The following is a 23,922-nucleotide window of genomic DNA, read 5'->3' on the forward strand; positions in this document are numbered from 1 at the left end:
ACTCTCCTATTAGAAGCCCAAACTTGATAATAGATCATCAACTTCATCTTGATCAGATACAACATCATTACGCGATTCTTTATCAATAATAGGCCCTTCAGGGCCTGCTAGTGTTTGTGCAACAATGGAATCTTCTGTTTCTTCTGGTTGTTCGGTCTGTTGTGTTGGCTCAACCTCACCTTGTGCTGCAAATGCAGTTAACAAGTGGATCAAGCTTTCTTCAACTTCACGCACAAGTTCAATAACACGACGAATAACCTGACCAGTTAAATCTTGATAGTCTTGAGCCATCAATACATTGGTCATCAACATCTGCAACTCATCAGTTTTATGATGAGAGCTGTTCATAAACTTATCAATACTATGACAAAGTGACTTAAACTCACCAAGCTCAATTTCCCGGTTCATTAACCGATCCCACGTTGGCTTGATATCAGAAATTTCGTCAGCAATTTCTTGCGCTAAAGGTAAGCTAGCTTCAACTGCATCCATTGTTTTATTGGCTGCATTCTCAGTCATTTCCATGACATAGTTGAGGCGTTTCTTAGCATCAGGGATGGCATCAGTGGTAATGTCTGTTAAGCGCGTATCTAACTCGAAACTCTTTAAAGCTTCATGTAATTGACGCGTTAACTTACCTACCTCAGCAAATAACTGTGATTGCTCTTGTGAAGCTGTTTCTAAAATTAACTGATTCGCTTTATCTTGCTCACCATTTTCTAAAAAAACAACCAACTGGCGAGCTTGTTCTAAAGTAATCTGAGGCGCAGCAGGTGCTGACATAAGCCTCTCCCTCTCATTAACCTAAGCGTTCGAACACTTTTTCTAATTTAGTCTTCAATGTACCTGCAGTAAATGGTTTAACAATATAACCATTAACACCTGCTTGGGCCGCAGCTACTATTTGTTCTTTTTTAGCTTCTGCTGTAACCATTAAAACAGGAATATGCTTTAATTTGTCATCAGCTCGAATTGCCCTCAAAAGATCAATACCTTGCATGCCTGGCATATTCCAATCTGTTACAACAAAATCAAATACTTGATTTTGCAACATAGGTAAAGCAGTTGACCCATCATCCGCTTCTTGAACATTGGTAAAACCTAAATCGCGCAACAGGTTTTTAATAATACGTCTCATTGTTGAAAAATCATCAACAACAAGAATTTTAATGTTTTTATCCAAAACATCCTCCAGTGAGGCCTGAACCTTTATTTACTTACTTCTAGTTTATCCAGTCATTGATTTTTGCTTTAAGCTTAATCATCGCCTGACCATGTATCTGACTTACACGCGACTCACTAACATCGAGTATATGCCCAATTTCTTTTAAATTCATTTCATCGTTATAGTACAAAGAAAGCACCATTGCATCTTTTTCCGGTAACGACTTTATCGCATTGAGTAAAGACTCATTAAACCGTTCATTTTTAACATTATTGAAAGGTTTGTCTAGTGCTAAATCTTGGCCATGAGGTGTAATCACATCATCGTCAATACCAAGGTCCTCAATGCCCAAAACTTTGCTTACATTGACATCATTTAAAATATGATGGTACTCATTTAACGAAATTTCAAGTTTTTCAGCCACTTCACTATCTTTAGGTTCACGATTTAAACTGTTTTCAAGCGCGACTATCGTCTCTGCTACTAGTCTACTTTTTCTGTGAACTGAACGTGGAACCCAATCACCTCGTCGCATTTCATCTATCATTGCACCACGAATACGAATACCCGCAAAGGTTTCAAAACTCGCGCCTTTACTGGCATCGAAGTTTTTTGAAGCCTCTATTAAGCCAATCATACCTGATTGAATTAAATCATCTAGTTGCACACTGGCCGGTAAACGAGCAATTAAATGGCATGCCACTTTTTTGACTAATGAGGCATGCTTTTCAACAATCATATTTAAATTCTGTGCTGACTGATATCCCATAGCTCTATTCACCGGTATTGTCATCGTTAGTTACTAACTAGCTTCTCAATAAAAAACTCTAAATGACCCGAGGCTTGACTAGGTGTTTGCCACTTAGTAATTTTTGTCGCCAGTGTTTTAAAAGCAATCGCAGCAGGAGACCCTGGAAAAACTTCAACTATCACTTTTTGGCGACGCGTTGATTTGCGCATATTCTCATCATAAGGAACTGTTGCAACCAACTCCATGGTTATATCTAAAAATCGGTCGGTTACTTTTGATAGTTTAGCAAATAATTCCTGCCCTTCACGTAAGCTACGCACCATGTTGGCAACAATTTTAAATTTGATTACGCCGTGTTCACGGCTCAGTACTTTAATTAGTGCATAAGCATCAGTAATTGAGGTTGGCTCATCACATACCACCACAACCACATCTTGTGCGGCGCGAGAAAAGCTCAATACCATGTCAGAAATACCCGCTGCGGTATCCACAATTAAAATATCAAAATCGGTGTTAAGCTCGCTAAATGCACGGATAAGTCCGGCGTGCTCTGAAGGAGATAGCTCAACCATGCTTTGCGATCCCGATGTTGCAGGTACTATTTTTATGCCTGCGGGGCCTTCAACTAAAATATCTTCGAGTTCACATTCACCTGATAAAACATGAGACAAATTGCGCTCTACACGCAGTCCAAGCATAACATCACAATTAGCTAACCCTAAATCAGCATCTAATACCAGCACACGCTTGCCTTGTTGGCCTAACGCGATTGCCGTGTTAAGGGATACGTTTGTTTTACCCACTCCACCTTTGCCGCCGGTGACAGCGATAACTTTTACGCCGTTATTATTATTGTTGCTCATTTTGCGAAGGCCGCTTGCTTGATCTAAAACTGTGTTAATCATACATCTCTACTGTGTTCGACGCCACTGATTGGTGTCTTGATTGTTGTGCTTTTATTCTTTTTAAATACAATTGCTCAGCTTTTTTTACTAGTTTTTCAGCATTTGCCACTCTGATATCTTCTGGTACTCGCTGACCATTAGTAAGATACCCTATTGGGAGACGATTTTGAATCGCAATACTAATAATCTCACCTAAACTCAATGACTCATCTAACTTAGTAAAAATACACCCACTAAGCTGTACTTTTTTAAAGTGCCTTACTGTCTCTTGTAATACATTGATTTGCGCTGTAGCACTTAATACTAAATAACTACGTATATCCACACGTTGATTACGCATTAAGGTATTAAGCTGCTCAGTTAAGCGTAAATCTCGCTGACTCATTCCTGCTGTATCAATTAAGACTAGACGTTTATTTCGTAAATGGTATAAAACTTCTGCTAATTCATTTGCATCTTTAACTTGTTTTACGCCACAGCCAATAATTCGACCGTAAGTTGCTAGCTGCTCATACGCACCAATACGGTAGGTATCAGTGGTAATAAGCGCGACTTTATCAGCACCATACTTTTGCGCACCTAATGCAGCTAATTTTGCAACGGTGGTGGTTTTACCTACCCCTGTTGGGCCCACTAGAGCATAAACACCACCTTGGCGAAGAATTTCGTTGTTAGTGGTTTGCATTTGATCTTCAACCATATTCAATAAGGCTTTCCAACCTTGTTGGCGAGATACATCATCAGGTACAAAGCATGCCATCTGCTCAGCAACGTCTTTATCTATTCCCATACCCACTAAACGGTCAATCATGCATGCACGGGTTGGATCACGACGTGCCATATCTTGTTGCATTAAACCTGACACTTGATGTTCTAGTAATTGACGAATTGCGTTCATTTCTTCGCGCATGGTGCTTATATCACTCGACTCGTTTTGCATCGTTTGCTGACGCGGTGCACTCGGTGAGTCTAAATCGTCAAAACCACTGTCTAAATCATCAAAACCTAAGCTATCAGCTTGAGTACGAGGACGTGCAGGCGCACTTTGTTCACGTTCAAACATATTTTTAGGTCGAGATTGCACAGCTTCTTGTTCTTGATAATGGCCAGAAGTATCAATACCTGATTGTGAAAACATTGACGCAAGCTCTGCTGAACGAGGACGGGGAGATTGACGTTCTAATAAAGCTTGTAAACTGTCTGCTACCTTTGCTTGTGGCTTAGGTTGAGCACGCTGTGGCTCTGGTTTTACAAAGTTATGTGAGCTCTGGGTATGTGCAAATGAAGCACTTGCAGCTGGTTGGCTTTGAGGTTGCTCTGGCGCTTTTGTCGCGGCTTTGTCGTAATCAACAGCAGCAACAATTTCAACGCCATTAGCTAGTTTCTTATTTGACATAATAACCGCATCAACACCAAGCTCTTCTTTTACTTCTTTTAGTGCGGTGCGCATGTCTTTAGCAAAAAAACGTTTAATTTTCATAATTCAAACCCCTTTAAAATCTTATTGTTGGCCTACAGAGCTGACAATCTTGATCTGTCTTTCATCTGGTATCTCTTGATAAGACATCACTCGCAATCCTGGAATGGTGTATTTAACAAATCGAGATAACACAGTGCGTAACATTCCTGACGTTAGCAATATTGAAGGTTCACCGGCCATTTCTTGATTTTGATGTGCTTCATTCAATGATGTTTGAAGTCTATCAGCAAGTCCTGGTTCTATTCCGGCACCTTCATCACCTGCATTTTGAAGTGACTGATGCAACATCTGTTCCAACTCAGGCGCCAAGGTTATGACAGGGATTTCAGAAGACATACCAACAGCATCTTGAACGATTAATCTACGCAACGATATTCTCACTGCAGCCGTTAATACATCAGGGTCTTGGCTACGAGGGCCATACTCAACAAGGGTTTGAACAATCGAACGCATATCTCGTATTGCTACCCCTTCATTTAATAAGTTTTGTAGTACTTTAACGATGGTGGTCAGCGGTAATACATCCGGTACCAGCCCTTCAACTAAGCGAGGGTGACTTTTACCTAACATATCTAATAAGTTTTGTACTTCTTCGTGGCCAAGCAATAATGCGGCGCTATTTGTGAGTAACTGGCTAATATGAGTGGCCACAACGGTTGCTGAATCAACTACGGTATAACCTAAAGATTGCGCTTCATCTTTTTGATCTGGTTTTATCCATACCGCATCTAAACCAAATGCAGGGTCTGTAGTTTCAATGCCTTTGAGCGGGCCAAACACTTGGCCAGGATTAATTGCCAGTTCATCGCCGTGTTTAAGCTCACCCTCACCACTTGATACACCCATCATGGTGATGCGATACGCATTTGGGTCGAGCTCAAGATTATCGCGGATATGCACTGGCGGCACTAAAAAACCTAGCTCTTGAGATAGTTTTTTACGCACCCCTTTAATACGGTTTAATAGCTCGCCACCTTGTGATTGGTCTACTAAAGGAATTAACCGGTAACCCACTTCTAAGCCAATAACATCAACTTGCTGTACATCATCCCAACCCAGTTCTTTTTGTTCTTGTTTAGCCGCAATTCCGGTACCTGAGGCTGCATTTTCAGCTTCTTCGGCTTCAGCAGCTGCTAATTTAAGTTTGTTTTGCTGCGTGTAGTATGCAAGGTAACCTAAAAGCGCCCCTAAACTTAAAAATGCAATATGCGGCATACCTGGGACTAAACCCATAGTAATGAGGATACCAGAGGCAATAAATAACGATTTTTCGTTTCCTAGCTGCTGCTTAAACTGATCGCCCATATTGTGCGATTCATTTTGACGCGTTACAACAATCGCAGTACCAATTGAAAGTAGTAATGAAGGTAATTGCGCTACTAAGCCATCACCAATGGTCAATAGTGTATACACTTCCATGGCACGGGAAAAACTCAAATCATGTTGGATCATACCAACAAATAAACCACCTACAATATTAATCACTAAAATAACGATACCCGCGATAGCATCGCCTTTTACAAATTTACTAGCACCATCCATAGAACCATAAAAGTCGGCTTCACGGGTTACTTCATCACGACGTTCTCTGGCTTGCTCTGCACTAATAAAGCCAGCATTCATATCTGCATCAATCGCCATTTGCTTACCCGGCATAGCATCAAGGGTAAAACGTGCTGACACTTCAGAAATACGCCCTGCACCTTTGGTAATTACCACAAAGTTTATGATAATTAGAATCAAAAATACCACTAAACCCACGGCGTAGTTACCACCAATCACCACCGAGCCAAATGCTTCAATTACCTTACCAGCAGCATCACCACCATTATGACCCTCAAGTAGTACCACCCGAGTACTGGCTACATTAAGTGCTAAACGCATGATCGTGGCGATTAACAACACAGCTGGAAACATGCCAAATTCAAGCGGCTTCATGGTATATACAGTGACCAGTAATACTACTAATGCAAGCGCGATATTAAACGAAAATAATATATCAAGCAGAAATGGAGGCAGGGGTAAAATAACCATGCCAAGCGCAGCTAAGACTAAAAGCGGTGTACCAACGCCCTTTGCATATTCTTTTTTATCTTTATTAAGTTGTTGTAATACCGCTTTAAATTCCATAACTCTACAATTTCAAAAAATTGACACTACGCTGAAATTGCAATAACTATTCCAAGTTAGTTGGTTAGCGGTTAATACTTGAATTCATCGGGGATTGGCAGTTTTTTATTAAGCGCGACAGGGCGTTTTCCACGGCCTTTTTTAAACCGTTTAAGTTGAAATACATAGGCAAGCACTTGAGCAACAGCAGTAAATAGCTGATCGGGAATTTGATCCCCTACTTCAGCAGTATGATAAAGCGCTCGCGTTAAAGTAGGCGACTCAACAATAGGCACTTCATTACCTAAAGCAATTTTACGAATTTGCATAGCGAGTTCGTCAACACCTTTGGCTAGTACAATAGGCGCTCCAGCTCGCTCTGTGTCGTATTTTAAAGCCACTGAGTAATGAGTAGGATTGGTAACAATAACATCGGCATCGGGAACATCCTGCATCATTCTCTTTTGCGACATTTGACGTTGGGTTTGCCTGATACGCGCTTTGATTTGCGGATCCCCCTCAGAGTTCTTATATTCATCTTTTACTTCTTGCATCGTCATTTTAAGCTGTTTGTTATGGCTATAACTTTGAAATGGCGCATCAATAGCTGCAATAATAATTAAGGTGCAAGATAACCCTAAAAACATCCAGGCTAATATTTCCAAAGCATGCACGATATTGCCTGGCGCACTTTCTATACTTAAATGTAATATTTCATCAAAATAAACATTAATTAAAAAGATAGCGAAAGTTGCCACTAGGCCAAACTTTAATAATGATTTAAGTAGTTCAATAGCCGCTTGCGGGCCAAACATCCGAGTAAAACCTTTCATTGGCGACATTTTACTGGCTTTGGGCGCAGCTGCCTGCCAGCTAAAATTAAAGCCGCCAAGCATGGTGTTACCAATAAACGCAGCGAGTACAATAATAAGTACAAACATCGACATAGGAAATAACAGTACGTCGGCCACCTCCCCCCACACCGCAAACATTTTTGTGGTGTCGTAGGTTTCATTGCGATTAAGACTAAGCATTCTGCCCATAATTCGGTACAAGCCTTTGCCAATTTCAGGGCCGTACATTAATAGAGAAATAGCAGAAAAAATAAGTACAAACATAGTACCTAGCTCTTTAGAGCGCGCTATTTGGCCTTTCTTTTTGGCATCATCAACTTTTTTGGGCGTGGGTTCTTCGGTTTTTTCTTGTCCTGAATCTTCAGCCATTACGCTCTCCTAAGGGGAACAACCAACTAGAGTACACATTAGCTCAACCATTTTTAGCCATTGGAACTCAAACTGAGTGATAAAGTTACCGAGGGTAGCCCAAATAATAACGAGCCCTGCCACTAAGGTAAACGGAAAGCCTATAGAGAAGATATTTAACTGTGGGGCAGCACGGGTCATGATGCCAAATGACATATTAATTACAAGCATGGCCGTTAATGGCGCTAACGAAAGCACTAGTGCAGTGGTAAACATCCAACCACCCCATGTCACTATGTCCCAATAATGATCAACCGCCCACCAATTACCATCAATTGGCAATACCTGAAAACTATGTACCACCATTTGAATCATCATTAAATGGCCATTAAATACAAAAAATAACAAGGTAGCTAAAATGAGGTAGAACTGCCCTACAGCAGGCACACTCATTCCATTTGAGGGGTCAACAACAGACGCAAAACCTAAACCAGTTTGCATAGCAAGGATTTGCCCGGCTAACACAAATGTATTGAGCAGTAGTGTGGATGCAAAACCAATCGCAACGCCAATCAGCATTTGTTGTAGCACCACTAAAACCATTTCAAAAGAAAATAAATTAGTAAATGTAGCGGGAGGTAAAACAGGCACAACTAAAAATGTGACTACAACAGCCAAGCCCATTTTAATTCGAGAAGGGACGTTTTTGGCGCCAATACCCGCCATTATCATGATCATTGAGCTAATACGCACCAGGGGCAGTAAAAAATCACTTAACCATTGAATAACAACGGAAAATGGGAACTCCATCGTTAACCTGCTATTTCGGGTATAAGAAGCACTAAGCGATTAAAAAAATCCATCAGCTCTTGAGTAAACCAATGTCCACCCACTATTAACGCACTAATAGTAATTAATAGACGCGGTAAAAAGCTCAGTGTTTGTTCATTAATTGAGGTTGCCGCCTGAAATACTGCCACTACTAAACCAATAATTAAACCAGGTACCACAATAGCAGACACCAGCTTAATCACTAAAAACAGGGCTCCACTTAAAATATCAACAAATACTTCAGGTTCCATGGGCGACTCCTAGAGTGATTGGTTCAAAGTAGAAAGCACCACTATGTGCCCAACCCAAAGCTTTTAGCGAGCGTCCCCATCACCAAGCTCCAACCATCAACCAATACAAACAACATAATCTTAAACGGTAGCGATACTATCATGGGGGATAGCATCATCATACCCATGGCCATCAACACCGATGCAACCACCAAATCGACAATCAAAAAGGGGATGAAGAACATAAAACCGATAATAAAGGCCGTTTGTAGCTCACTGGTCACAAACGCCGGAATAAGAACAATCATTGGCGTTGCTTCGGGTGAATCAAGCTGATCGTACCCAGCTATTTTTGCAAAGGTTTCTAAGTCTTTTAATCGTACTTGAGAAAGCATAAAAGCTTTCATTGGCTCTTTAGCTAAATCGAGTGCTTCTAGTGATGTTACCTGTTCACTTAAGTACGGTTCGATTGCACGTTCGTTTATTTGCTCATAAATAGGCGCCATAATAAAAATACTTAAAAACAGCGACATACCTAGTAATACTTGATTAGAAGGCGTTTGTTGTAAACCAATCGCTTGGCGCAAAATAGCTAAAACAACAATAATTCGAGTGAACGAGGTCATCATGATAATGGCTGCTGGAATAAAGCTCATTGCCGTCATGATCGCTAACACTTGTAGCGTCACTGAATAGTCTTGCGTGCCATCAGGATTACTTGTGATCGTAAGCGCGTCAATTCCTTCCGCATTAACACCAGGAATGAACACGGTGGCAAGAATAATAAGCAGCCATTTGGTCATAATATTAATTCTTTTTATTTTGATTAAGTTGTGGATTTAACATTTTGCCAAAACGCTTCGCTAATTCTGGTAACTCTTTCTCTGTTAGGGGGGTTTCTAGTTTGTGTAAATAATTAATGCTATGTGGAGTTACACCTAATAGATGCTGTGCATTATCTATCTCAACTACCATCAAACGCTCGCGTGAGCCTAAAGGGAGGCTGCGAATCACTTTAAACTCATCGTTATTGGTTAAATTTGGATTAAGCTTTTTAACAAAAAAAGCCAACACTAAAATTAACACTACCACCACACCTAACGACATAACCATTGAAATAATGTCTGTGGTGGGTGTTGCAGCATCGGTAGCTGCAAACACAGAATTGCTTAAACCAAGTAATGCTATCATCGTAACTTTTTGATCCGTTCAACCTGACTAATTACATCCGTTAAGCGAATACCAAACTTATCGTTCACCACAACCACTTCACCATGTGCTATCAACGTACCATTAACTAATACATCTAGCGGTTCACCTGCAACCCTATCAAGTTCAACAACTGAACCTTGGTTAAGTTGTAATAAGTTACGAATATTAATTTTAGAACGCCCTACTTCCATCGAAATAGTAACGGGAATATCTAAAATAGTGTCGAGTTTACGTTTTTCTTCACCGCTGAGCTCATGCTTTGAATCATCCAGCTCATCAAGCTCGGTTACTTTAACCTCTGCACTATCATCGTCAGTTCCCTCAGCCTCAGCAAGTGCTGCTGCCCATTCGTCCATCGTATCTTGATCATCGCTCATACTTTTAACCTTTTAATCAATTACCAGTCTAAGTCTACACCGTTTGAAAGGTGTAAATCATCTTCTAGTTCTGCTAATTCTGCATCTGAATCAATTTTTTTGCCGCCTTTAGTAAAGACATGCAGCTCAGATTTAACTGAATCAGGGCGTTTAATTTTTTCACTAATTTGTAGCGCAACGTTATCGCGTGAGCGACCCATTTTAGCTCTAAATGTTGGTAACTCTTCAACAAACACAGTAATATGCTCTGGCATTTCAACAGGAATAATATCCCCCGCCTTAAGCTCCATAATTTGTTTTAAGCTTAAATCAACTTCAAGTAGCTGAGTCGACAAATCGACTTCTACATCCATTATTTCGTCGCGAAGTGCCTTGCTCCAACGTAAATCGGTATCTTCAGTATCAGACTGAACACCTGCATCCAGTAGCTCTCGAATAGGTTCGAGCATTGAGTAAGGCAGCGCAATATGAAAGTCACCACCGCCGCCATCAAGCTCAATATGAAAAGAGCTAATAACCACCACTTCGGTTGGGCTAACAATGTTAGCCATGGCGGGATTCACCTCAGAATCGAGATACTCAAACGACACATCCATAACCGGCGCCCATGCTTCTTTGTAATCTTCAAAGATTATTTTTAGCAGCATTTGCACGATACGGCGCTCTGTTGGGGTAAATTCACGCCCTTCAATTTTGGCATGATAACGACCATCGCCACCAAAAAAGTTATCTACCAGTATAAAGACTAAGCGCGCCTCCATGGTAATTAAACCAGTGCCTTTTAATGGGCGAAAACGCACCATATTCAAACTGGTTGGTACAAATAAGGTATGAATATACTCACCAAATTTGATCATTTGCACGCCATTAATTGACACCTCAGCGGTGCGGCGCATCATGTTAAATAAGCTAATTCGCATATGACGCGCAAATCGCTCATTAACAATTTCAAGTGTCGGCATGCGACCACGCACGATGCGATCTTGCGAAGAGAAGTCATACTGTAGCGTACTTCCCTCACCGTCTTCACCGTCGTGTATATCTTCCTCTTCGACCTCATCAACACCGTGTAATAGCGCATCAATTTCGTCTTGGGATAATAAATCGCTCACACTGACCCCTTATTGCATCACAAAGCCGGTAAACAGTACCCGCTCAATTACTTTACTTCCTTCCACATCCATCATTGCAGCTTGTACTTTATCAAGCGCAGTAAAGCGCAGTGTTTCTTTGCCTACACTGGTGCTTAGTTCATCTGCGGTAGTCATTGAAAATACACTCAATAGCGTACCTTCAATCAGTGGAATATGCTTTTTAGCAGTTTCTTCATTGCCATCTCCGCGCACCAGCAATTGCACTTTAATTTGTACAATTCTATCGCGACTCGCCCCTGGAACATTAAATATAAAAGGTCTTGGCATAGCAACATATAGCGCACTGCCGACCGTTGCCGAGGAGCTTGATGATTCTGCGGCTACTTCACCACTGGCGGCATCATCTGTTAAAGTTTCTACGGGCTCATCATCACCCGATAGTAAAAAGTAACCAGCTGCACCGCCAACAATAACTAATACAGCGGCTATAATTATAATGAGTTTGCTTTTATTTTTACTGACTTCTTCTATTTCTAAATTAGTATCTTCAGCCATTGTATTTCCTTTATTCGCAAAGGTATTTGCTTGTTTTAACTATTATAATAGCAGGACTTAGGCATAGTAATCTATTGATGATGACGTTTGTTGTCCAGAACTATGTGTTTGCTTATCTGGTTGCTCACTATTTGTCTCATCTGAAGAGCTATTATTAGCCATTTGACCTTGTGGCTGACTTTCTTGTTGCTCGTTTTGTTCTGGAGATGAACCACCATAAGAAATGCTGCTTTCACCTAGTTCTAAACCCTGTTGCATTAATAATTCTCTAAGCCTAGGTAATGATTGCTCCAGCGCTTCTTTGGCTTGCTGATTTTGCACTACAAAGTTTATTTGTGCTTGCTCCGCATCACTTCGAATACGAATTTGCATACTGCCCATTTCAGGTGGATCTAAACGAATTTCAGCTTCTTTGTTATTAATGCTTAACATTGAAGTAACGCGCTCTTGTAGCATTTTTGCGGCATCACTTTTAATAATATTTAATGCCTGTAAGGTGGCAGGATCAATGCTCACCTGTTTAGCTTGCGCAGTGCTTTGTAACTGCCCAGCCTGTAAACTTTGCGCTTCAATAATAGCTTGCTCGTAGCCTAAAGTATCGTATTTAGCGATAGTATTAAGCGACGATTTATCGAATATATTAATGATTTGAGAAAAAATCTGTGCAGCACGCGGTGGCATTTGTTCTGCGTTAGTGGCGCGCATACTCTCTTTTTGTAGTACATCAAGCTGTTTAGTAAGCTCCTCAGGCGTTTCGGCTATCGATTTAGAGCTTTCTGATTTTAGCTCAGGTTTTACATTAGCCGACTCTGTACCTTGTTGTGTTTTAGGTGTAACGCCTGCTATCAACGTATTATTAGCAAACAACGGCTTATCTTTGGCACTAGACAAAGTGTCTGCGTTGATAGCAGTTTCTAAATCACTGATAACCCCTTTTAATAAGGTAAGTTCTTTAGTAGGTATAGGCTCGCTTTTAATGTATCCCTGCAACTGATTAAGCAATGCCTGTTTTTCTGGGGTCGTTAGCGTACTTATTTGTGCATTAATGGCTTGTTGAGGAGTTTGCGGTTTCTCGCTTTCGCTAACATACTTACTGAGTAACTGCTTTAAATCCGCTACATTGTCTTTATTAATGGGCTTGCTCATCGCATCTAGCTCAGTAGCAAGTTCACCTTGTTGTGAAGGCGTTAAATTTGCTAAGAATTTATCAGCTTTTATTGCATTATCATCTTTTGATAACAACGCCAAAACAGACGCATCTATCGATGCTTTAGTGCCTGTAGAATCAGTCGGCTTATCTGATGGTTTTGCAACCGCTTGCTCATTTTTAACAGTCTCAGATTCTCCAGCTGTGGCAGCTGTCGCTATTGATTGAGTACCAAGCTGTGGAGACTCAACAGCAGTTTTGCTCGCTGACTCAGCACCTACAGCATTTTGTACTTGTAAAATAGCTGCATCATCAACAATTTCATCACTTGGCAAATTAATAACAATAGGTGCAAGCTTATCTTCAGGCTTAATGTTTATTTTGACACCATTTTTGTCTATTAACTCTGCGCCGCCATGAGAGTTATTTTTTACTGAGGTGTCGATTACCTGTGCCGCATTAATTTGCGCCAGCATATCCTCACCGCTCAAAGGCTTCTCTTCGCTAGTTTGCTCTTTTGGATCGGATGGTTCATCTGATGGTTGTTTTTTTGGCGCCTTAACCTCTGCATTTTGTGTATCAGAAGCTTGGTTAGCAAGTGCTAGTTGGTCAAAAAAGCCAGCATCATTACTGCTATCTAATTTTGCTTTATCACTGTCTTTATTAACTAGGTATGAGTCTTGCTCAGATACCGCCAACATTGAAATATCATTCATCGCCATAAATCACCTAATAAAAGCGGCAACAGCCCACCGCACAATCCTAAAAAACATTGCTCTTATAGAACATAAGCAATTAGTATGCCTACCTTACAGTGCTTTATTTCTTTGATAAAATTGATTAGAAGAAAACTCATCTAACATTTTTTGTTCATTCTTAGCCACCAGCATATCCGCTTTTAACTGTTGCTTTTCAATTAGCTTAGCAACCGCTTTCGCTTTAACTTGTTGTTTTAACCATAACGTTTTACGCTGGCTCACGACTTGTTTTGCAGTATTAACGGTACTCGCTTGTTGGCGAGTCGCCTCTTCAATCTTAGCTATGAATGCGTGATACTGGCTAAACCCAGCACTTGATAAGCCCGATTGCCCTTTAATATGAAGTTGCTGCGTATATTCAAGTCGAAAGTCATTTAAGCCTTGAAGCTTTTGCTGATTTAGCTGCAAGTTTTGATTTGCTTGCAAGTAGCTCATGCGTAATGTTTCTTCTTTTTCATTTTCAAGCTTAAGCAGCAAATGTAGTTTATTTTTTGCCATTATGCTTGTCCTAATAATTGTGCGAGCCCTTGTAGGCCATCATCATAACTAATCACGTCACGCATGCCTTGCTGTAAAAATGCGTTCACTCTTGGCATCATGTTTATTGCCTGATCAAGCATTTGGTCACTGCCTTTTTGATAAGCACCCAAGGTGATCATATCTTTGTTCTGTTGATACATAGAATATACTTGTTTAAGTACCCGAGCTTGCTGCATATGTGGCTCAGAAACCACTTGTGGCATCACTCGAGAAATAGACTTTTCTATATCAATAGCAGGGTAATGACCGCTGTCGGCTAAATCACGCGATAAAACAATATGCCCATCAAGTATGGCACGTGCGGCATCGGCTATCGGGTCTTGCATGTCATCACCTTCACTCAGTACAGTAAAAAAGGCAGTAATAGAGCCTTGCCCTTCTCCGCCATTACCAGCACGTTCCACTAATGCGGGTAATTTAGCAAATACTGAAGGCGGATAACCTTTGGTAGCAGGAGGCTCACCCACAGCAAGTGCTATTTCACGCTGTGCCATGGCATAACGCGTTACCGAGTCAAGCAGTAACAATACGTTTAGCCCTTGATCTCGAAAGTATTCTGCAATGGTGACTGCACTCTCACAGCCTTTTAATCGCATTAATGGTGAAGCATCAGCAGGCGCTGCCACAACAACTGAGCGTTTACGTCCTTCAACACCCAGTATTTCTTCAATAAATTCTTTTACTTCTCGGCCACGCTCACCAACTAAACCCACTACAATTACATCGGCTTCACTGCCTCGAGTCATCATGCCCAATAGTACAGATTTACCCACACCGGAGCCTGCAAATAAGCCCATACGCTGACCTTGGCCTACGGTAATTACTGAGTTAATAGCGCGAACTCCCACATCCATGGGTTTACTAATGGGGCGTCTTGCCAGTGGGTTTATTGCGTTTTGAGCGAATTTAAGTGTGTGTTCTGCGTTTATTTTCCCTAGCCCATCTAAAGGTCGCCCTAAACCGTCGATAACTCGGCCAAGTAAACTCATACCAACAGGTAAACCAGTGTCATTAACTTGAGGAATAACTCGGGCACCAGGAAGTACACCTGAGATATGATCATTGGGCATTAAATATAAGGTTTGATCATTAAAACCAACAATCTCGGCATCAACAAAGCCGCTCATGGTTTCAATTTTACATTGGCTGCCTACTGGAGCTCGCAGGCCTTTTGCTTCAAGTGTTAAACCAACCACACGGGTTAAAACACCCGCAACCGCAGGGGCTGGGGTTTTAATATGTTGTTGGTATTGAGATAAGCGTTCGCTTAATGAAGTATCGCTCACAGACATTGCACGCCAATAAAAAGTTAGATACCACTATTATGCAAAAAACTATCCAATGTTTCTTTGACACGAGTTTTCAAGGTCATATCTAAAGACGATAGTGTTGTCTTAACTTCACAACCGCCGCGCTCCAATGTAGGCTCTGGAATTAACTGCCAATGATTATCTTCAATAGCTTGCTCGCCATAACTGGTTTTTATAAGTGTTAGGTCTTCTGGGTGAAGATGAATTTTAACTTTCTGTTGCTCTGCATTCAATGCATCAATGCTTTTTTTCAAGGTATGTAAGATAATATCAGGCGAAGTTTTTATCTCTTGATAAATGATTGCTTCACTAAGCATAGTTGCTAACTGTACCAACTGCTTTTCTGCTTGCTCATCCACTTTTTTAAGTGGATCAGATAAACTATCTAACAAGCTGCGTAAGTGAGTTAACTGCTCATCCATCAAAGGTTTAACCTCTTCTTGACCTTGGGTTTTACCCAGCTCAACACCTTCTTTGTAACCAGCTTCTTTTCCCTCAGTTACGCCTTTATCAAAACCATCTATATAGCCTTGCTCGTGTCCTTGCTTAAGACCTTCCTCATACGCATCTTGGCGAATGCGCTCAAGCTCCACCATAGTAAGAGAAGGTAATTCTTGTTCTTCGGGCTCTTCATCTTGCTCTTTGGCCATTTCTTTATGGTATAGCTCTGCCAATGGCGTACCAAAAGCGGTCGAACGATTGCCAAAACTTCGCTCATCTGGCGCAACATCTGGAATTGGCCAATTTTTTAATAGCTCATCAGCTTCATCAGCGTGTAACGGGCGACCTTTTGAGTTACTCATAAATTATAAGAACTCCTCACCACCGCCACCACCAAGCATAATTTCACCTGAATCTGATAGACGACGAGCTGTTGACAGTATTTCTTTTTGTGCTGCTTCTACTTCACTAATACGCACTGGTGCCATAGCTTCTAAGTCATCAGCAAGCATTTCTGCTGCACGTTTTGACATGTTACCCAAAATCTTCTCTTTAAGCGCTTCGTCAGTGCCTTTAATGGCTTTCATCAGAACATCTTGAGGCACTTCACGTAAAATTGCTTGAATACCTCGATCCTCTACATCCATTAAGTTTTCGAAGACAAACATTAAGTCTTGAATTTGTTGCGACATTTCTTCGTCATGCTCACGGATAGAATCCATTAACTGCCCTTCAACATTGGTATCGAGGTAGTTCATAATATCTGCAGCCGCTTTTAAGCCACCCATCTTCGCAGCTTGTGCACCCGCTTGACCAGCGAATTGTTTTTCCATAATTTCGTTTAATTCTTGTAAAGCCGCTGGTTGAACTTCTTCTAAATTGGCAATACGCATGGTTAAATCTAAGCGCACTTTTTCAGGAAATTGCGCTAAAATCTCAGCAGATTGTTCCGGCTCTAAATAAGAAAGCACAATTGTTTGAATTTGTGGATGCTCATTACGAATAATATTCGCTACCTGCTTTGAGTCCATCCATTTTAATGAATCAAGCCCTTTGGCGCCTGAGCCCATAACAATTTGGTCTATCAAGCTGGCAGCTTTATCTTCACCTAATGCAGCAGTAAGTGCTTTTTTGATAAAATCTTCAGACTGAAAACCTATCGTACTAAAGCTTTGAATTTGTTCGATAAACAAGTTGTGCACTGCGCTGATTTTAGCTTGCGACAAATCATCGATTGCCGCCATGGCCATACCTACCTTTTGCACTTGCTTTGGCTCTAAGTGCTTTAGGATTTGCGCTGCATCTTCTTCAGATAAACTTAGCAATAATATCGCCGCTTTATCTACACCATCGAGCTTATCAACATCAAACGCCGGTGGTAGTTGTTTTTGTTCTTGATCAGTCATCTTCTGTTAACCACGCTTTCACTACTTGTGATGATAGTTCTGGTTCATTGGCTACAAGGGCACGAACCGCTTTCAATAAGTCTTCGTCGCCATGTAGGTCTGGTAACTGTAGTGTACCATCGCTTGAGAAGCCAACTGAAGCAGAATCAAAGTCATTATTTAGCATATCTAATGTGCTGTCACCAAGGTCAACACCTGAACTAAGAGAGTCTTCATCATATTCTTCAAGTGTATTATCTGGGTAAATTAATCGCTTAAGCATAGGCTTAACTACAGCTAAAATCAGTACAATAATAACCAGCGCACCCAATACTAAGCGCATCATTTTCATAAACCAGTCTTGTTCCCATAAAGGCAATTCGAAATCAAGCGCTGAGTCTTCACGAACAAATGGCACGGTCACTACTTCAAGTGCATCGCCACGTTGCATATCAAAGCCTACGCCACCTTGTAACAAGCGACGAATATTTGACAAAGCTTCTACCGAGCGTGGTGTCATGGTTGTTTCACCGTTTTCATCTACCGTGGGTAAGTAATCGACCGCTACAGACACACTAATTCTGCGGATCACACCCGTTTGCTGACGTTTATGAGAAATAGTGGTATCAAGTTCATAGTTACGGGTAGCTTCTTTGTGAGTACGACTTGGTGAGGTTGCAGTGCCTGCACCGCCAGCCATTGCATCTTCAGGTATCGTTGAGTTAACAGGAGGCTGATTAGTAAGTGCACCAGGAATACCTACCGCTAAACCACCGATATTATTTTCTTCGAAAGTGGTTTCACTTCTTACTGCCGGTAAATCTGGGTTGTAACGTTTTTGTGTTTCTTCTACTGCACTAAAGTCCATGCTTAAATCTACTTGGGCGGTGTAATTACCCAAACCAACGACGGGAATTAAAATGCTGTCAATTTTTTCTAGGTATTCTTGCTCACGTTTACGCTCTAGGTCGTATTCTTTACGAGAGCGTGCAGCCAAAGAGGTTTGCGAACCTGAATTTAGTAAGCGACCGTTTTGATCGGTCACCGTTACGCGAGAAGGCTCAAGGCCTTGCACCGCTGAAGCAATCATATCAACTACTGAGTCAACTTCTTCGCTATCTAATGAGCGACCACGCTTAAGCGTTAGTACTACTGTTGCTGAGGGTTTTTTCTCTCGACGAGCAAATACATTTTCTTTTGGAATAGCTAATAGTACTTTGGCGCGAGTAACGTTGTTTAGCTCTTCAATAGTACGGGCAAGCTGTTGCTCGCGACCATGTTTAAGGCGCTCACGTTCTAAACGTTGGCTTACTCCAAACCCCATGTCTTGCATAATAATATCGCTACCTGATGTTGGCCCTTGATCTAAACCTTCACGTGTCATCAGTAACTTAATATTTTGATACTCAGTTTCATCAACCGACACCACATTACCATCAAGTTCATAGTCAATTTTTTGCGCATCTAAAAAGTCGAGTGTTTCAATTAACTCTTGAGTTTGCATTTTACCTAATGGGCGCATATCTGGCTGACGAGCCCAGATAATCACGAAGATAGCAATAGCCAAACAAATGGCCAATGCAACAATCAGGGTAATTTGACGTAAAACATCAACACCACCTAGGGCGCTGAAATAGCCCGATTTTTGCTCTTGTTGATCTTCAGTTTCACTTTGCTCCATCATGCCATCAGCAAGTGCCAGATCTGTTGATTGATTAGATTGCGCCACAATAATTCTCCACTACCTAGTTAAACAGGCATGTTCATAATTTCTTTGTAAGATTCAACAAGCTTATTACGAACCTGTACCGTAGCTTCAAATGCCACAGAAGACTTTTGCGAGGCAATCATCGCCTCAGCAAGCGATACGCTTCTGTCGCCCATCTCAACTGCTTTTCTTTTTTGTCCTGTGTCTTGCTGAAGCTCATGCACTGTATTAAGTGCATTACTCAACATATCACCAAATTGTGCTGTAGACGTTGATTGCACTTGCGTTGGCAAGTTATTAACTTGGTTACTACGCGTGGCTTCTGAAGCCATAGATTGCATTTCTTGAAATAAAGCACTGTTTTGAATTTTCATAATTGTCTCTGATAATGCAGTAAACTCTTAAAGAGAATAAAGCACAAAACATGCCAAAAATAAAATTCAACTAGAACAATGGTTTACTATGTTTATTTGCGTAGTCAGAGTTTTGACAGCCCTAAAATCAGTTACTTAGTTTTAGAGCTGTTGAGGTTATGCAGGGAGGGAAATACCTAAATCGCGCATTTGCGCTAATTTGTAACGCAAAGTACGTGGACTTATACCTAAGGTTTCGGCTACTTCTTTACGTTTCCCTTGGCAACGCGCCAAGGTTTCTAGAATTATGCGATGCTCTTTATCTTTAAGCTCATCTTTATAACTCCCCGTGTCTAAGGCGAGCAAATCATTTTTTTGCTCATCTTCGGGCATTGTTTTTTCATCATAATAAGCGTTACTGAGACTATTGTTTATAGGCTCAGGCACTGACGTTGTTTCAACCACAAACTGAGTTGGGGTTAAATTTTCGATAAAAATTGCATGCTCATCAATAGTACTGCCACTGCGTAAAATTAAAGCACGTTGAATAACGTTATCCAGCTCTCGAACGTTACCCGGCCAGCTATGGCTAAGTAGCTTTTGTTCAGCGCTTGTATCTAGATACGCCATTGGCTCTTTGCTTTTACTTAAGTGACGTTCAATTAAATGCTTAGCCAGTACAATAATGTCGCCAGGACGCTCACACAGAGGTCGCCACAGTAAAGGAAACACATTGAGTCGATAATATAAATCTTCGCGGAACTGATTTTCAGCAACGGCCTCTTTTAATTCGCGGTTACTGGTTGCAAGCACACGTACATCTAGCGAAATAGTTTTCCGACCGCCTAAACGCTCAACTTCGCGTTCTTGTAATACCCGCAGTAGTTTAGCTTGTAAGCCTAAATCCATTTCGGTGATTTCATCAAGTAAGATAGTCCCACCCTGTGCTTGTTCAAACTTACCCGGGCAGGCCTGAATCGCACCAGTAAACGCGCCTTTTTCGTAGCCAAACAAAGTAGCTTCAAGCATGTTTTCAGGAATAGCAGCACAGTTAATTGCTACAAATGGTTCATTGCAGCGTTTTGACTTGTCATGAATATACCGTGCCAGCACTTCTTTACCTGAGCCACTTGGCCCAAGTACCATTACACTGGCATCTGAACGAGCAACTTTACCTGCAAGTTCAAGTAATTGAATACTACTAGGGTCGGCAACGATAGGACCGTCTGTTTCTTTTTCCTTTTCAGGTAAGTAACGGCTCACCATGTTCAATAGCACTTCTGGTGCAAATGGCTTAGCCATATAATCAATCGCGCCTAGGCGCATGGCTTCAACCGCATCATCAATAGTGGCATAGGCCGTCATCATTAAAACGGGTAAATCAGGGTGATTTAATTTAATACTGCGTAATAAATCTAAGCCACTCATTTCGCCCATTTGTACATCACTGACCACCAGTGAAAATACATCTTTTTTTAATAACAACATGGCTTGCTCTGCACTACTGGCTGCCGTGCAAGCGATGCCCGACATTTCTAGAGTATCAATTAATGCTTCACGAAGTCCGGCGTCGTCTTCTACAACTAAAATAGTGTTACTCATGTGACTCCCCTAATTTAGATGTGACACTAATAGGCAGCAACATACTAAAAATTGCTCCCCCGTGTGGGTTGTTGTTTGCCTCCACCCTTCCCTGATGCGCACTGGCTACCGAACTAACAACGGCAAGCCCTAAGCCTGTACCTTGGCTTTTAGTGGTATAAAAAGGTTCAAATATTTTCTCGCTCTGGACTAAGTCAATGCCTGGACCATTGTCACTCACGCTAATGCGTACAAAGTCAGAGTCTTGTTTGTCACGCTGGGCGCTAAGGTAAACCTGCGCGCCACTGCCAATAACTTGAATACTGTTGTGAATTAGGTTTTGAATAGCGCTTGCTAATGCGGTTTTATTACCCATGATTTCTATATCGGGTTCAGGTAAGCTCACATTTAATTCGCTATCATTGAGCGCTACCATGGCATCGGCACCAGCTTTTACTTCACTGAGTAACTGTTGCATCGACACTTGCTCAACTACCTGTTGATCACCACTTTTAGCAAATAGCAGCATGTCGTTTACTTGGGTTTCTAAATCTTTCAAGCGAGACATTAATTTTGTGTGAAAACTGCCGCGTGATGCTTCCGGTAAGCGCTTTGAGCCTAAGTTGGCAGCATACAACATCGCTGCTGATAACGGTGTGCGTACTTGATGGGCCAAAGATGCCACCATTTTACCTAACGCACTTAAACGCTGCATATGCGCGACTCGTTTTTGTAAGCGTCGGGTTTCAGTCAAATCGGTCATTAATATAAGTTGCCCAGGCTCTGGCGCAAGTGCGGTAATATCGAGTTTTATTAAGCGTCCATCTTTTAACGACACTTCATGACCATCATCTTGATGAGGACGAAATGAGCGCTGAATAACACTAAACCACTTCTCACCTTCTAGTGGTTCACCGAGCATATCGATAGCAATTTGATTCGCTTTAGCGATCATTCCTTTACCATCGAGTACAATCACGCCCGCAGGCATAGTATCAACTAAATGAGAAAGCCAACTTGCCTGTTGACGCAAATCACTCAACTCACCAACATACTCCTCTTGCAGTAAACATGGGTTATACTGGTTAGCAGAAATAAACTGGGGTTTTAGCACACTTGCAAGGGCCATAATCAACTCTCTAAAATAATGTAGATACAGTAGCTAATGCATAATGTGTACCAAAATTATTTTACAGTAAATTCAATAGATTAAACCGTAAAAACACGTGCCGTAAAAATGACGCGCAAAGGAAAATGTATGAATAAAGAGACTCAGTGCCGCTGCCCATGGTTAGATACAACAAAACCTGACTATGTGGAATATCATGATCATGAATGGGGCGTCCCAGTGTATGAGGATCAACTACTTTTTGAGTTTTTAACATTAGAATCGGCACAAGCAGGACTTAGCTGGTATACAATATTAAAAAAGCGTGAGAATTATAAAAATGCCTTCGCCAACTTTGATGTACACAAAGTAGCGGCCTTTACTGAACACGATATAGAAAAATTAATGCAAAATGCGGGCATAGTTCGCAACCGCTTAAAAATTGTCGCAACAATTAATAACGCGAAATGCTTTATTGCAATTCAAGAAGAATTTGGCAGTTTTAGTGATTATCAATGGCGGTTTGTTGGTAATAAACCTCAGGTAAACGATCTAGAAACACTGGCCGACTACCCTGCAGTTACTGAGGCATCGACGTTATTTGCGAAGGATTTAAAAAAGCGTGGCTTTAAATTTTTAGGCCCAACCACAGTGTATGCTTACATGCAGGCCTGTGGAATGGTTAACGATCATAGTAATGATTGCTTTAGGAAGGAAGAAGATATCGCGCAGTACTCATAGGTTAGTAATTAAAATAGATTTAGTTAGCCTGAACGATGCCAATTAAGTCTAGTTAAAAGCGTTACATTGTGCTGTTTTCATACTTTTTATTGATTCATTTCATAATTAATCTAACACTTATATTCTTAAATGTTCGAAAAAACTCCATTATCTTTAAAAAATTAAATGTGTTTATCTGTTAAAAACCAAGGGTCTTTCTCATATAACTCTGAGAATGCCTTGTTCATATCTTCGACAGAAATACAGCCAATTCCACCTCGACCTACCTTAGCCCTTTTATAAATACCTTTATCACTGGCATAACGGTTAAAGCGCTCGAAACTCGCCTGAGACCCCTCTATGTTTAAATCTCGAACCCATAAGGTTGATTTGCATGGAATATAGCATTTGCCATCAAACTTTTTACCATAAAATGTTTTGTCAAACCTATAAGATACATTATGTACTCTTTCAAAAAAATGTAATAACGTACTGCCTGCATCAAAGTTAATGTTAAGCACCTTAGCCTTTAATTGAACGAGTCGTGAAAAAGCGCTTCCCTCATCATAGGCATTTTCAGATACTTTATTTGTTAAGAAACTAGCATACTTTCCAATAGCAGAAACAGATACAGAAGGGTCATTGCTTCGCACTGACAATGGATTAGTCCTAATATATTCTGAGAACATACCACAGTCAGACGCTGTATCATTGACATTAAAATTCTCTCCTTTACCAAATGAATAAGTAAAGGTAGGTACCACTAAGGTACCTTGGCTTCCTAGTAAATTTAAAAAAGTACTAAGTATTAACTCTAAGGATTGCTGCTTGGAAGTAACTCCTTCCGGGTAACCTAGGTAACCAACATTACTATGACAAAAAACAGTATCACCTTTACAAATCCCTACAGATTGTAAAGCCAACTCAAAATCAGTCCTACTATAATGATAGTTTTGCAAT

25 protein-coding genes are annotated in these 23,922 nt (G+C 41.0%); 1 reads left to right on the top strand and 24 read right to left on the bottom strand.

Going from position 1 to position 23,922, the window contains the following annotated elements; translation table 11 throughout:
- Positions 1 to 9: 9 nt before the first annotated feature.
- The 23 genes from FLM54_RS11235 to FLM54_RS11345 form a co-directional block, all read right to left on the bottom strand.
- Positions 10 to 783: a protein phosphatase CheZ gene (locus tag FLM54_RS11235; RefSeq protein WP_178956408.1), complete on the bottom strand. Its 774-nt coding sequence runs from the start codon at positions 781 to 783 to the stop codon at positions 10 to 12.
- 16 nt (positions 784 to 799) lie between these two features.
- Positions 800 to 1,183, bottom strand: a complete 384-nt coding sequence (cheY, locus tag FLM54_RS11240; RefSeq protein ID WP_138605307.1) for a chemotaxis response regulator CheY — start codon at positions 1,181 to 1,183, stop codon at positions 800 to 802.
- A gap of 40 nt (positions 1,184 to 1,223) precedes the next feature.
- Positions 1,224 to 1,934: an RNA polymerase sigma factor FliA gene (locus FLM54_RS11245; protein ID WP_138605376.1), complete on the bottom strand. Its 711-nt coding sequence runs from the start codon at positions 1,932 to 1,934 to the stop codon at positions 1,224 to 1,226.
- A gap of 26 nt (positions 1,935 to 1,960) precedes the next feature.
- Positions 1,961 to 2,821 (bottom strand): MinD/ParA family protein, encoded by an 861-nt coding sequence (locus FLM54_RS11250; RefSeq protein ID WP_138605306.1) that lies wholly within the window; start codon positions 2,819 to 2,821, stop codon positions 1,961 to 1,963.
- Positions 2,814 to 4,301: a flagellar biosynthesis protein FlhF gene (flhF, locus tag FLM54_RS11255; RefSeq protein ID WP_138605305.1), complete on the bottom strand. Its 1,488-nt coding sequence runs from the start codon at positions 4,299 to 4,301 to the stop codon at positions 2,814 to 2,816. Before flhF ends, FLM54_RS11250 begins: the two co-directional genes overlap by 8 nt.
- A 21-nt stretch (positions 4,302 to 4,322) precedes the next feature.
- Positions 4,323 to 6,431, bottom strand: a complete 2,109-nt coding sequence (gene flhA / locus FLM54_RS11260) for a flagellar biosynthesis protein FlhA (protein WP_054201717.1) — start codon at positions 6,429 to 6,431, stop codon at positions 4,323 to 4,325.
- A 71-nt stretch (positions 6,432 to 6,502) separates the two neighbouring features.
- The gene (gene flhB / locus FLM54_RS11265; RefSeq protein ID WP_010387924.1) at positions 6,503 to 7,633 is read right to left on the bottom strand and encodes a flagellar biosynthesis protein FlhB; all 1,131 of its coding nucleotides are present in this window, start codon (positions 7,631 to 7,633) and stop codon (positions 6,503 to 6,505) included.
- A 9-nt stretch (positions 7,634 to 7,642) separates the two neighbouring features.
- Complete coding sequence (gene fliR, locus FLM54_RS11270) at positions 7,643 to 8,422, bottom strand: flagellar biosynthetic protein FliR (RefSeq protein ID WP_010387923.1); 780 nt, start codon at positions 8,420 to 8,422, stop codon at positions 7,643 to 7,645.
- Between the two features lie 2 nt (positions 8,423 to 8,424).
- Positions 8,425 to 8,694, bottom strand: coding sequence for a flagellar biosynthetic protein FliQ (locus FLM54_RS11275; protein WP_010387922.1), 270 nt, complete (start codon positions 8,692 to 8,694; stop codon positions 8,425 to 8,427).
- Between the two features lie 41 nt (positions 8,695 to 8,735).
- Positions 8,736 to 9,476 carry a flagellar type III secretion system pore protein FliP gene (gene fliP, locus FLM54_RS11280; protein WP_178956409.1) on the bottom strand — a complete coding sequence of 247 codons (741 nt, stop codon included), beginning with the start codon at positions 9,474 to 9,476 and terminating at the stop codon, positions 8,736 to 8,738.
- A 4-nt stretch (positions 9,477 to 9,480) separates the two neighbouring features.
- Positions 9,481 to 9,864, bottom strand: a complete 384-nt coding sequence (gene fliO, locus FLM54_RS11285; RefSeq protein WP_010387917.1) for a flagellar biosynthetic protein FliO — start codon at positions 9,862 to 9,864, stop codon at positions 9,481 to 9,483.
- Positions 9,861 to 10,262, bottom strand: a complete 402-nt coding sequence (gene fliN / locus FLM54_RS11290) for a flagellar motor switch protein FliN (protein ID WP_010387913.1) — start codon at positions 10,260 to 10,262, stop codon at positions 9,861 to 9,863. Before fliN ends, fliO begins: the two co-directional genes overlap by 4 nt.
- A gap of 20 nt (positions 10,263 to 10,282) precedes the next feature.
- A complete protein-coding gene (gene fliM, locus FLM54_RS11295) occupies positions 10,283 to 11,374 on the bottom strand; it encodes a flagellar motor switch protein FliM (protein ID WP_010387912.1) in 1,092 nt (363 codons plus the stop codon).
- Positions 11,375 to 11,383: 9 nt separating this feature from the next.
- The gene (gene fliL, locus FLM54_RS11300; RefSeq protein WP_138605303.1) at positions 11,384 to 11,911 is read right to left on the bottom strand and encodes a flagellar basal body-associated protein FliL; all 528 of its coding nucleotides are present in this window, start codon (positions 11,909 to 11,911) and stop codon (positions 11,384 to 11,386) included.
- Between the two features lie 57 nt (positions 11,912 to 11,968).
- Positions 11,969 to 13,780 carry a flagellar hook-length control protein FliK gene (locus FLM54_RS11305; protein ID WP_178956410.1) on the bottom strand — a complete coding sequence of 604 codons (1,812 nt, stop codon included), beginning with the start codon at positions 13,778 to 13,780 and terminating at the stop codon, positions 11,969 to 11,971.
- A gap of 87 nt (positions 13,781 to 13,867) precedes the next feature.
- The gene (gene fliJ / locus FLM54_RS11310) at positions 13,868 to 14,314 is read right to left on the bottom strand and encodes a flagellar export protein FliJ (RefSeq protein ID WP_010387909.1); all 447 of its coding nucleotides are present in this window, start codon (positions 14,312 to 14,314) and stop codon (positions 13,868 to 13,870) included.
- A complete protein-coding gene (gene fliI, locus FLM54_RS11315) occupies positions 14,314 to 15,648 on the bottom strand; it encodes a flagellar protein export ATPase FliI (RefSeq protein WP_178956411.1) in 1,335 nt (444 codons plus the stop codon). Before fliI ends, fliJ begins: the two co-directional genes overlap by 1 nt.
- 17 nt (positions 15,649 to 15,665) lie before the next feature.
- Entirely contained in the window at positions 15,666 to 16,469 is an 804-nt protein-coding gene (gene fliH, locus FLM54_RS11320) for a flagellar assembly protein FliH (RefSeq protein ID WP_055013207.1), read from the bottom strand.
- Between the two features lie 3 nt (positions 16,470 to 16,472).
- Positions 16,473 to 17,513, bottom strand: coding sequence for a flagellar motor switch protein FliG (fliG, locus tag FLM54_RS11325; RefSeq protein ID WP_010387902.1), 1,041 nt, complete (start codon positions 17,511 to 17,513; stop codon positions 16,473 to 16,475).
- A complete protein-coding gene (gene fliF / locus FLM54_RS11330) occupies positions 17,506 to 19,221 on the bottom strand; it encodes a flagellar basal-body MS-ring/collar protein FliF (protein ID WP_178956412.1) in 1,716 nt (571 codons plus the stop codon). The genes fliG and fliF overlap by 8 nt, the downstream gene beginning before the upstream one ends.
- Positions 19,222 to 19,241: 20 nt before the next feature.
- Positions 19,242 to 19,574 (bottom strand): flagellar hook-basal body complex protein FliE, encoded by a 333-nt coding sequence (fliE, locus tag FLM54_RS11335; RefSeq protein WP_010387900.1) that lies wholly within the window; start codon positions 19,572 to 19,574, stop codon positions 19,242 to 19,244.
- A gap of 156 nt (positions 19,575 to 19,730) precedes the next feature.
- The gene (locus FLM54_RS11340) at positions 19,731 to 21,155 is read right to left on the bottom strand and encodes a sigma-54-dependent transcriptional regulator (protein WP_178956413.1); all 1,425 of its coding nucleotides are present in this window, start codon (positions 21,153 to 21,155) and stop codon (positions 19,731 to 19,733) included.
- Positions 21,148 to 22,263: a sensor histidine kinase gene (locus tag FLM54_RS11345; RefSeq protein ID WP_075169684.1), complete on the bottom strand. Its 1,116-nt coding sequence runs from the start codon at positions 22,261 to 22,263 to the stop codon at positions 21,148 to 21,150. Before FLM54_RS11345 ends, FLM54_RS11340 begins: the two co-directional genes overlap by 8 nt.
- A gap of 129 nt (positions 22,264 to 22,392) precedes the next feature.
- On the opposite strand from FLM54_RS11345, the gene FLM54_RS11350 reads away from it, so the two are divergent.
- Positions 22,393 to 22,983 carry a DNA-3-methyladenine glycosylase I gene (locus tag FLM54_RS11350; RefSeq protein WP_178956414.1) on the top strand — a complete coding sequence of 197 codons (591 nt, stop codon included), beginning with the start codon at positions 22,393 to 22,395 and terminating at the stop codon, positions 22,981 to 22,983.
- 161 nt (positions 22,984 to 23,144) lie between these two features.
- Here the strand turns inward: FLM54_RS11350 and FLM54_RS11355 are convergent, their stop codons facing one another.
- Positions 23,145 to 23,921 (bottom strand): AAC(3) family N-acetyltransferase, encoded by a 777-nt coding sequence (locus FLM54_RS11355; protein WP_171039589.1) that lies wholly within the window; start codon positions 23,919 to 23,921, stop codon positions 23,145 to 23,147.
- Position 23,922: the final 1 nt, after the last annotated feature.

Source organism: Pseudoalteromonas sp. Scap25, from assembly GCF_013394125.1.
GTDB lineage: Bacteria > Pseudomonadota > Gammaproteobacteria > Enterobacterales > Alteromonadaceae > Pseudoalteromonas.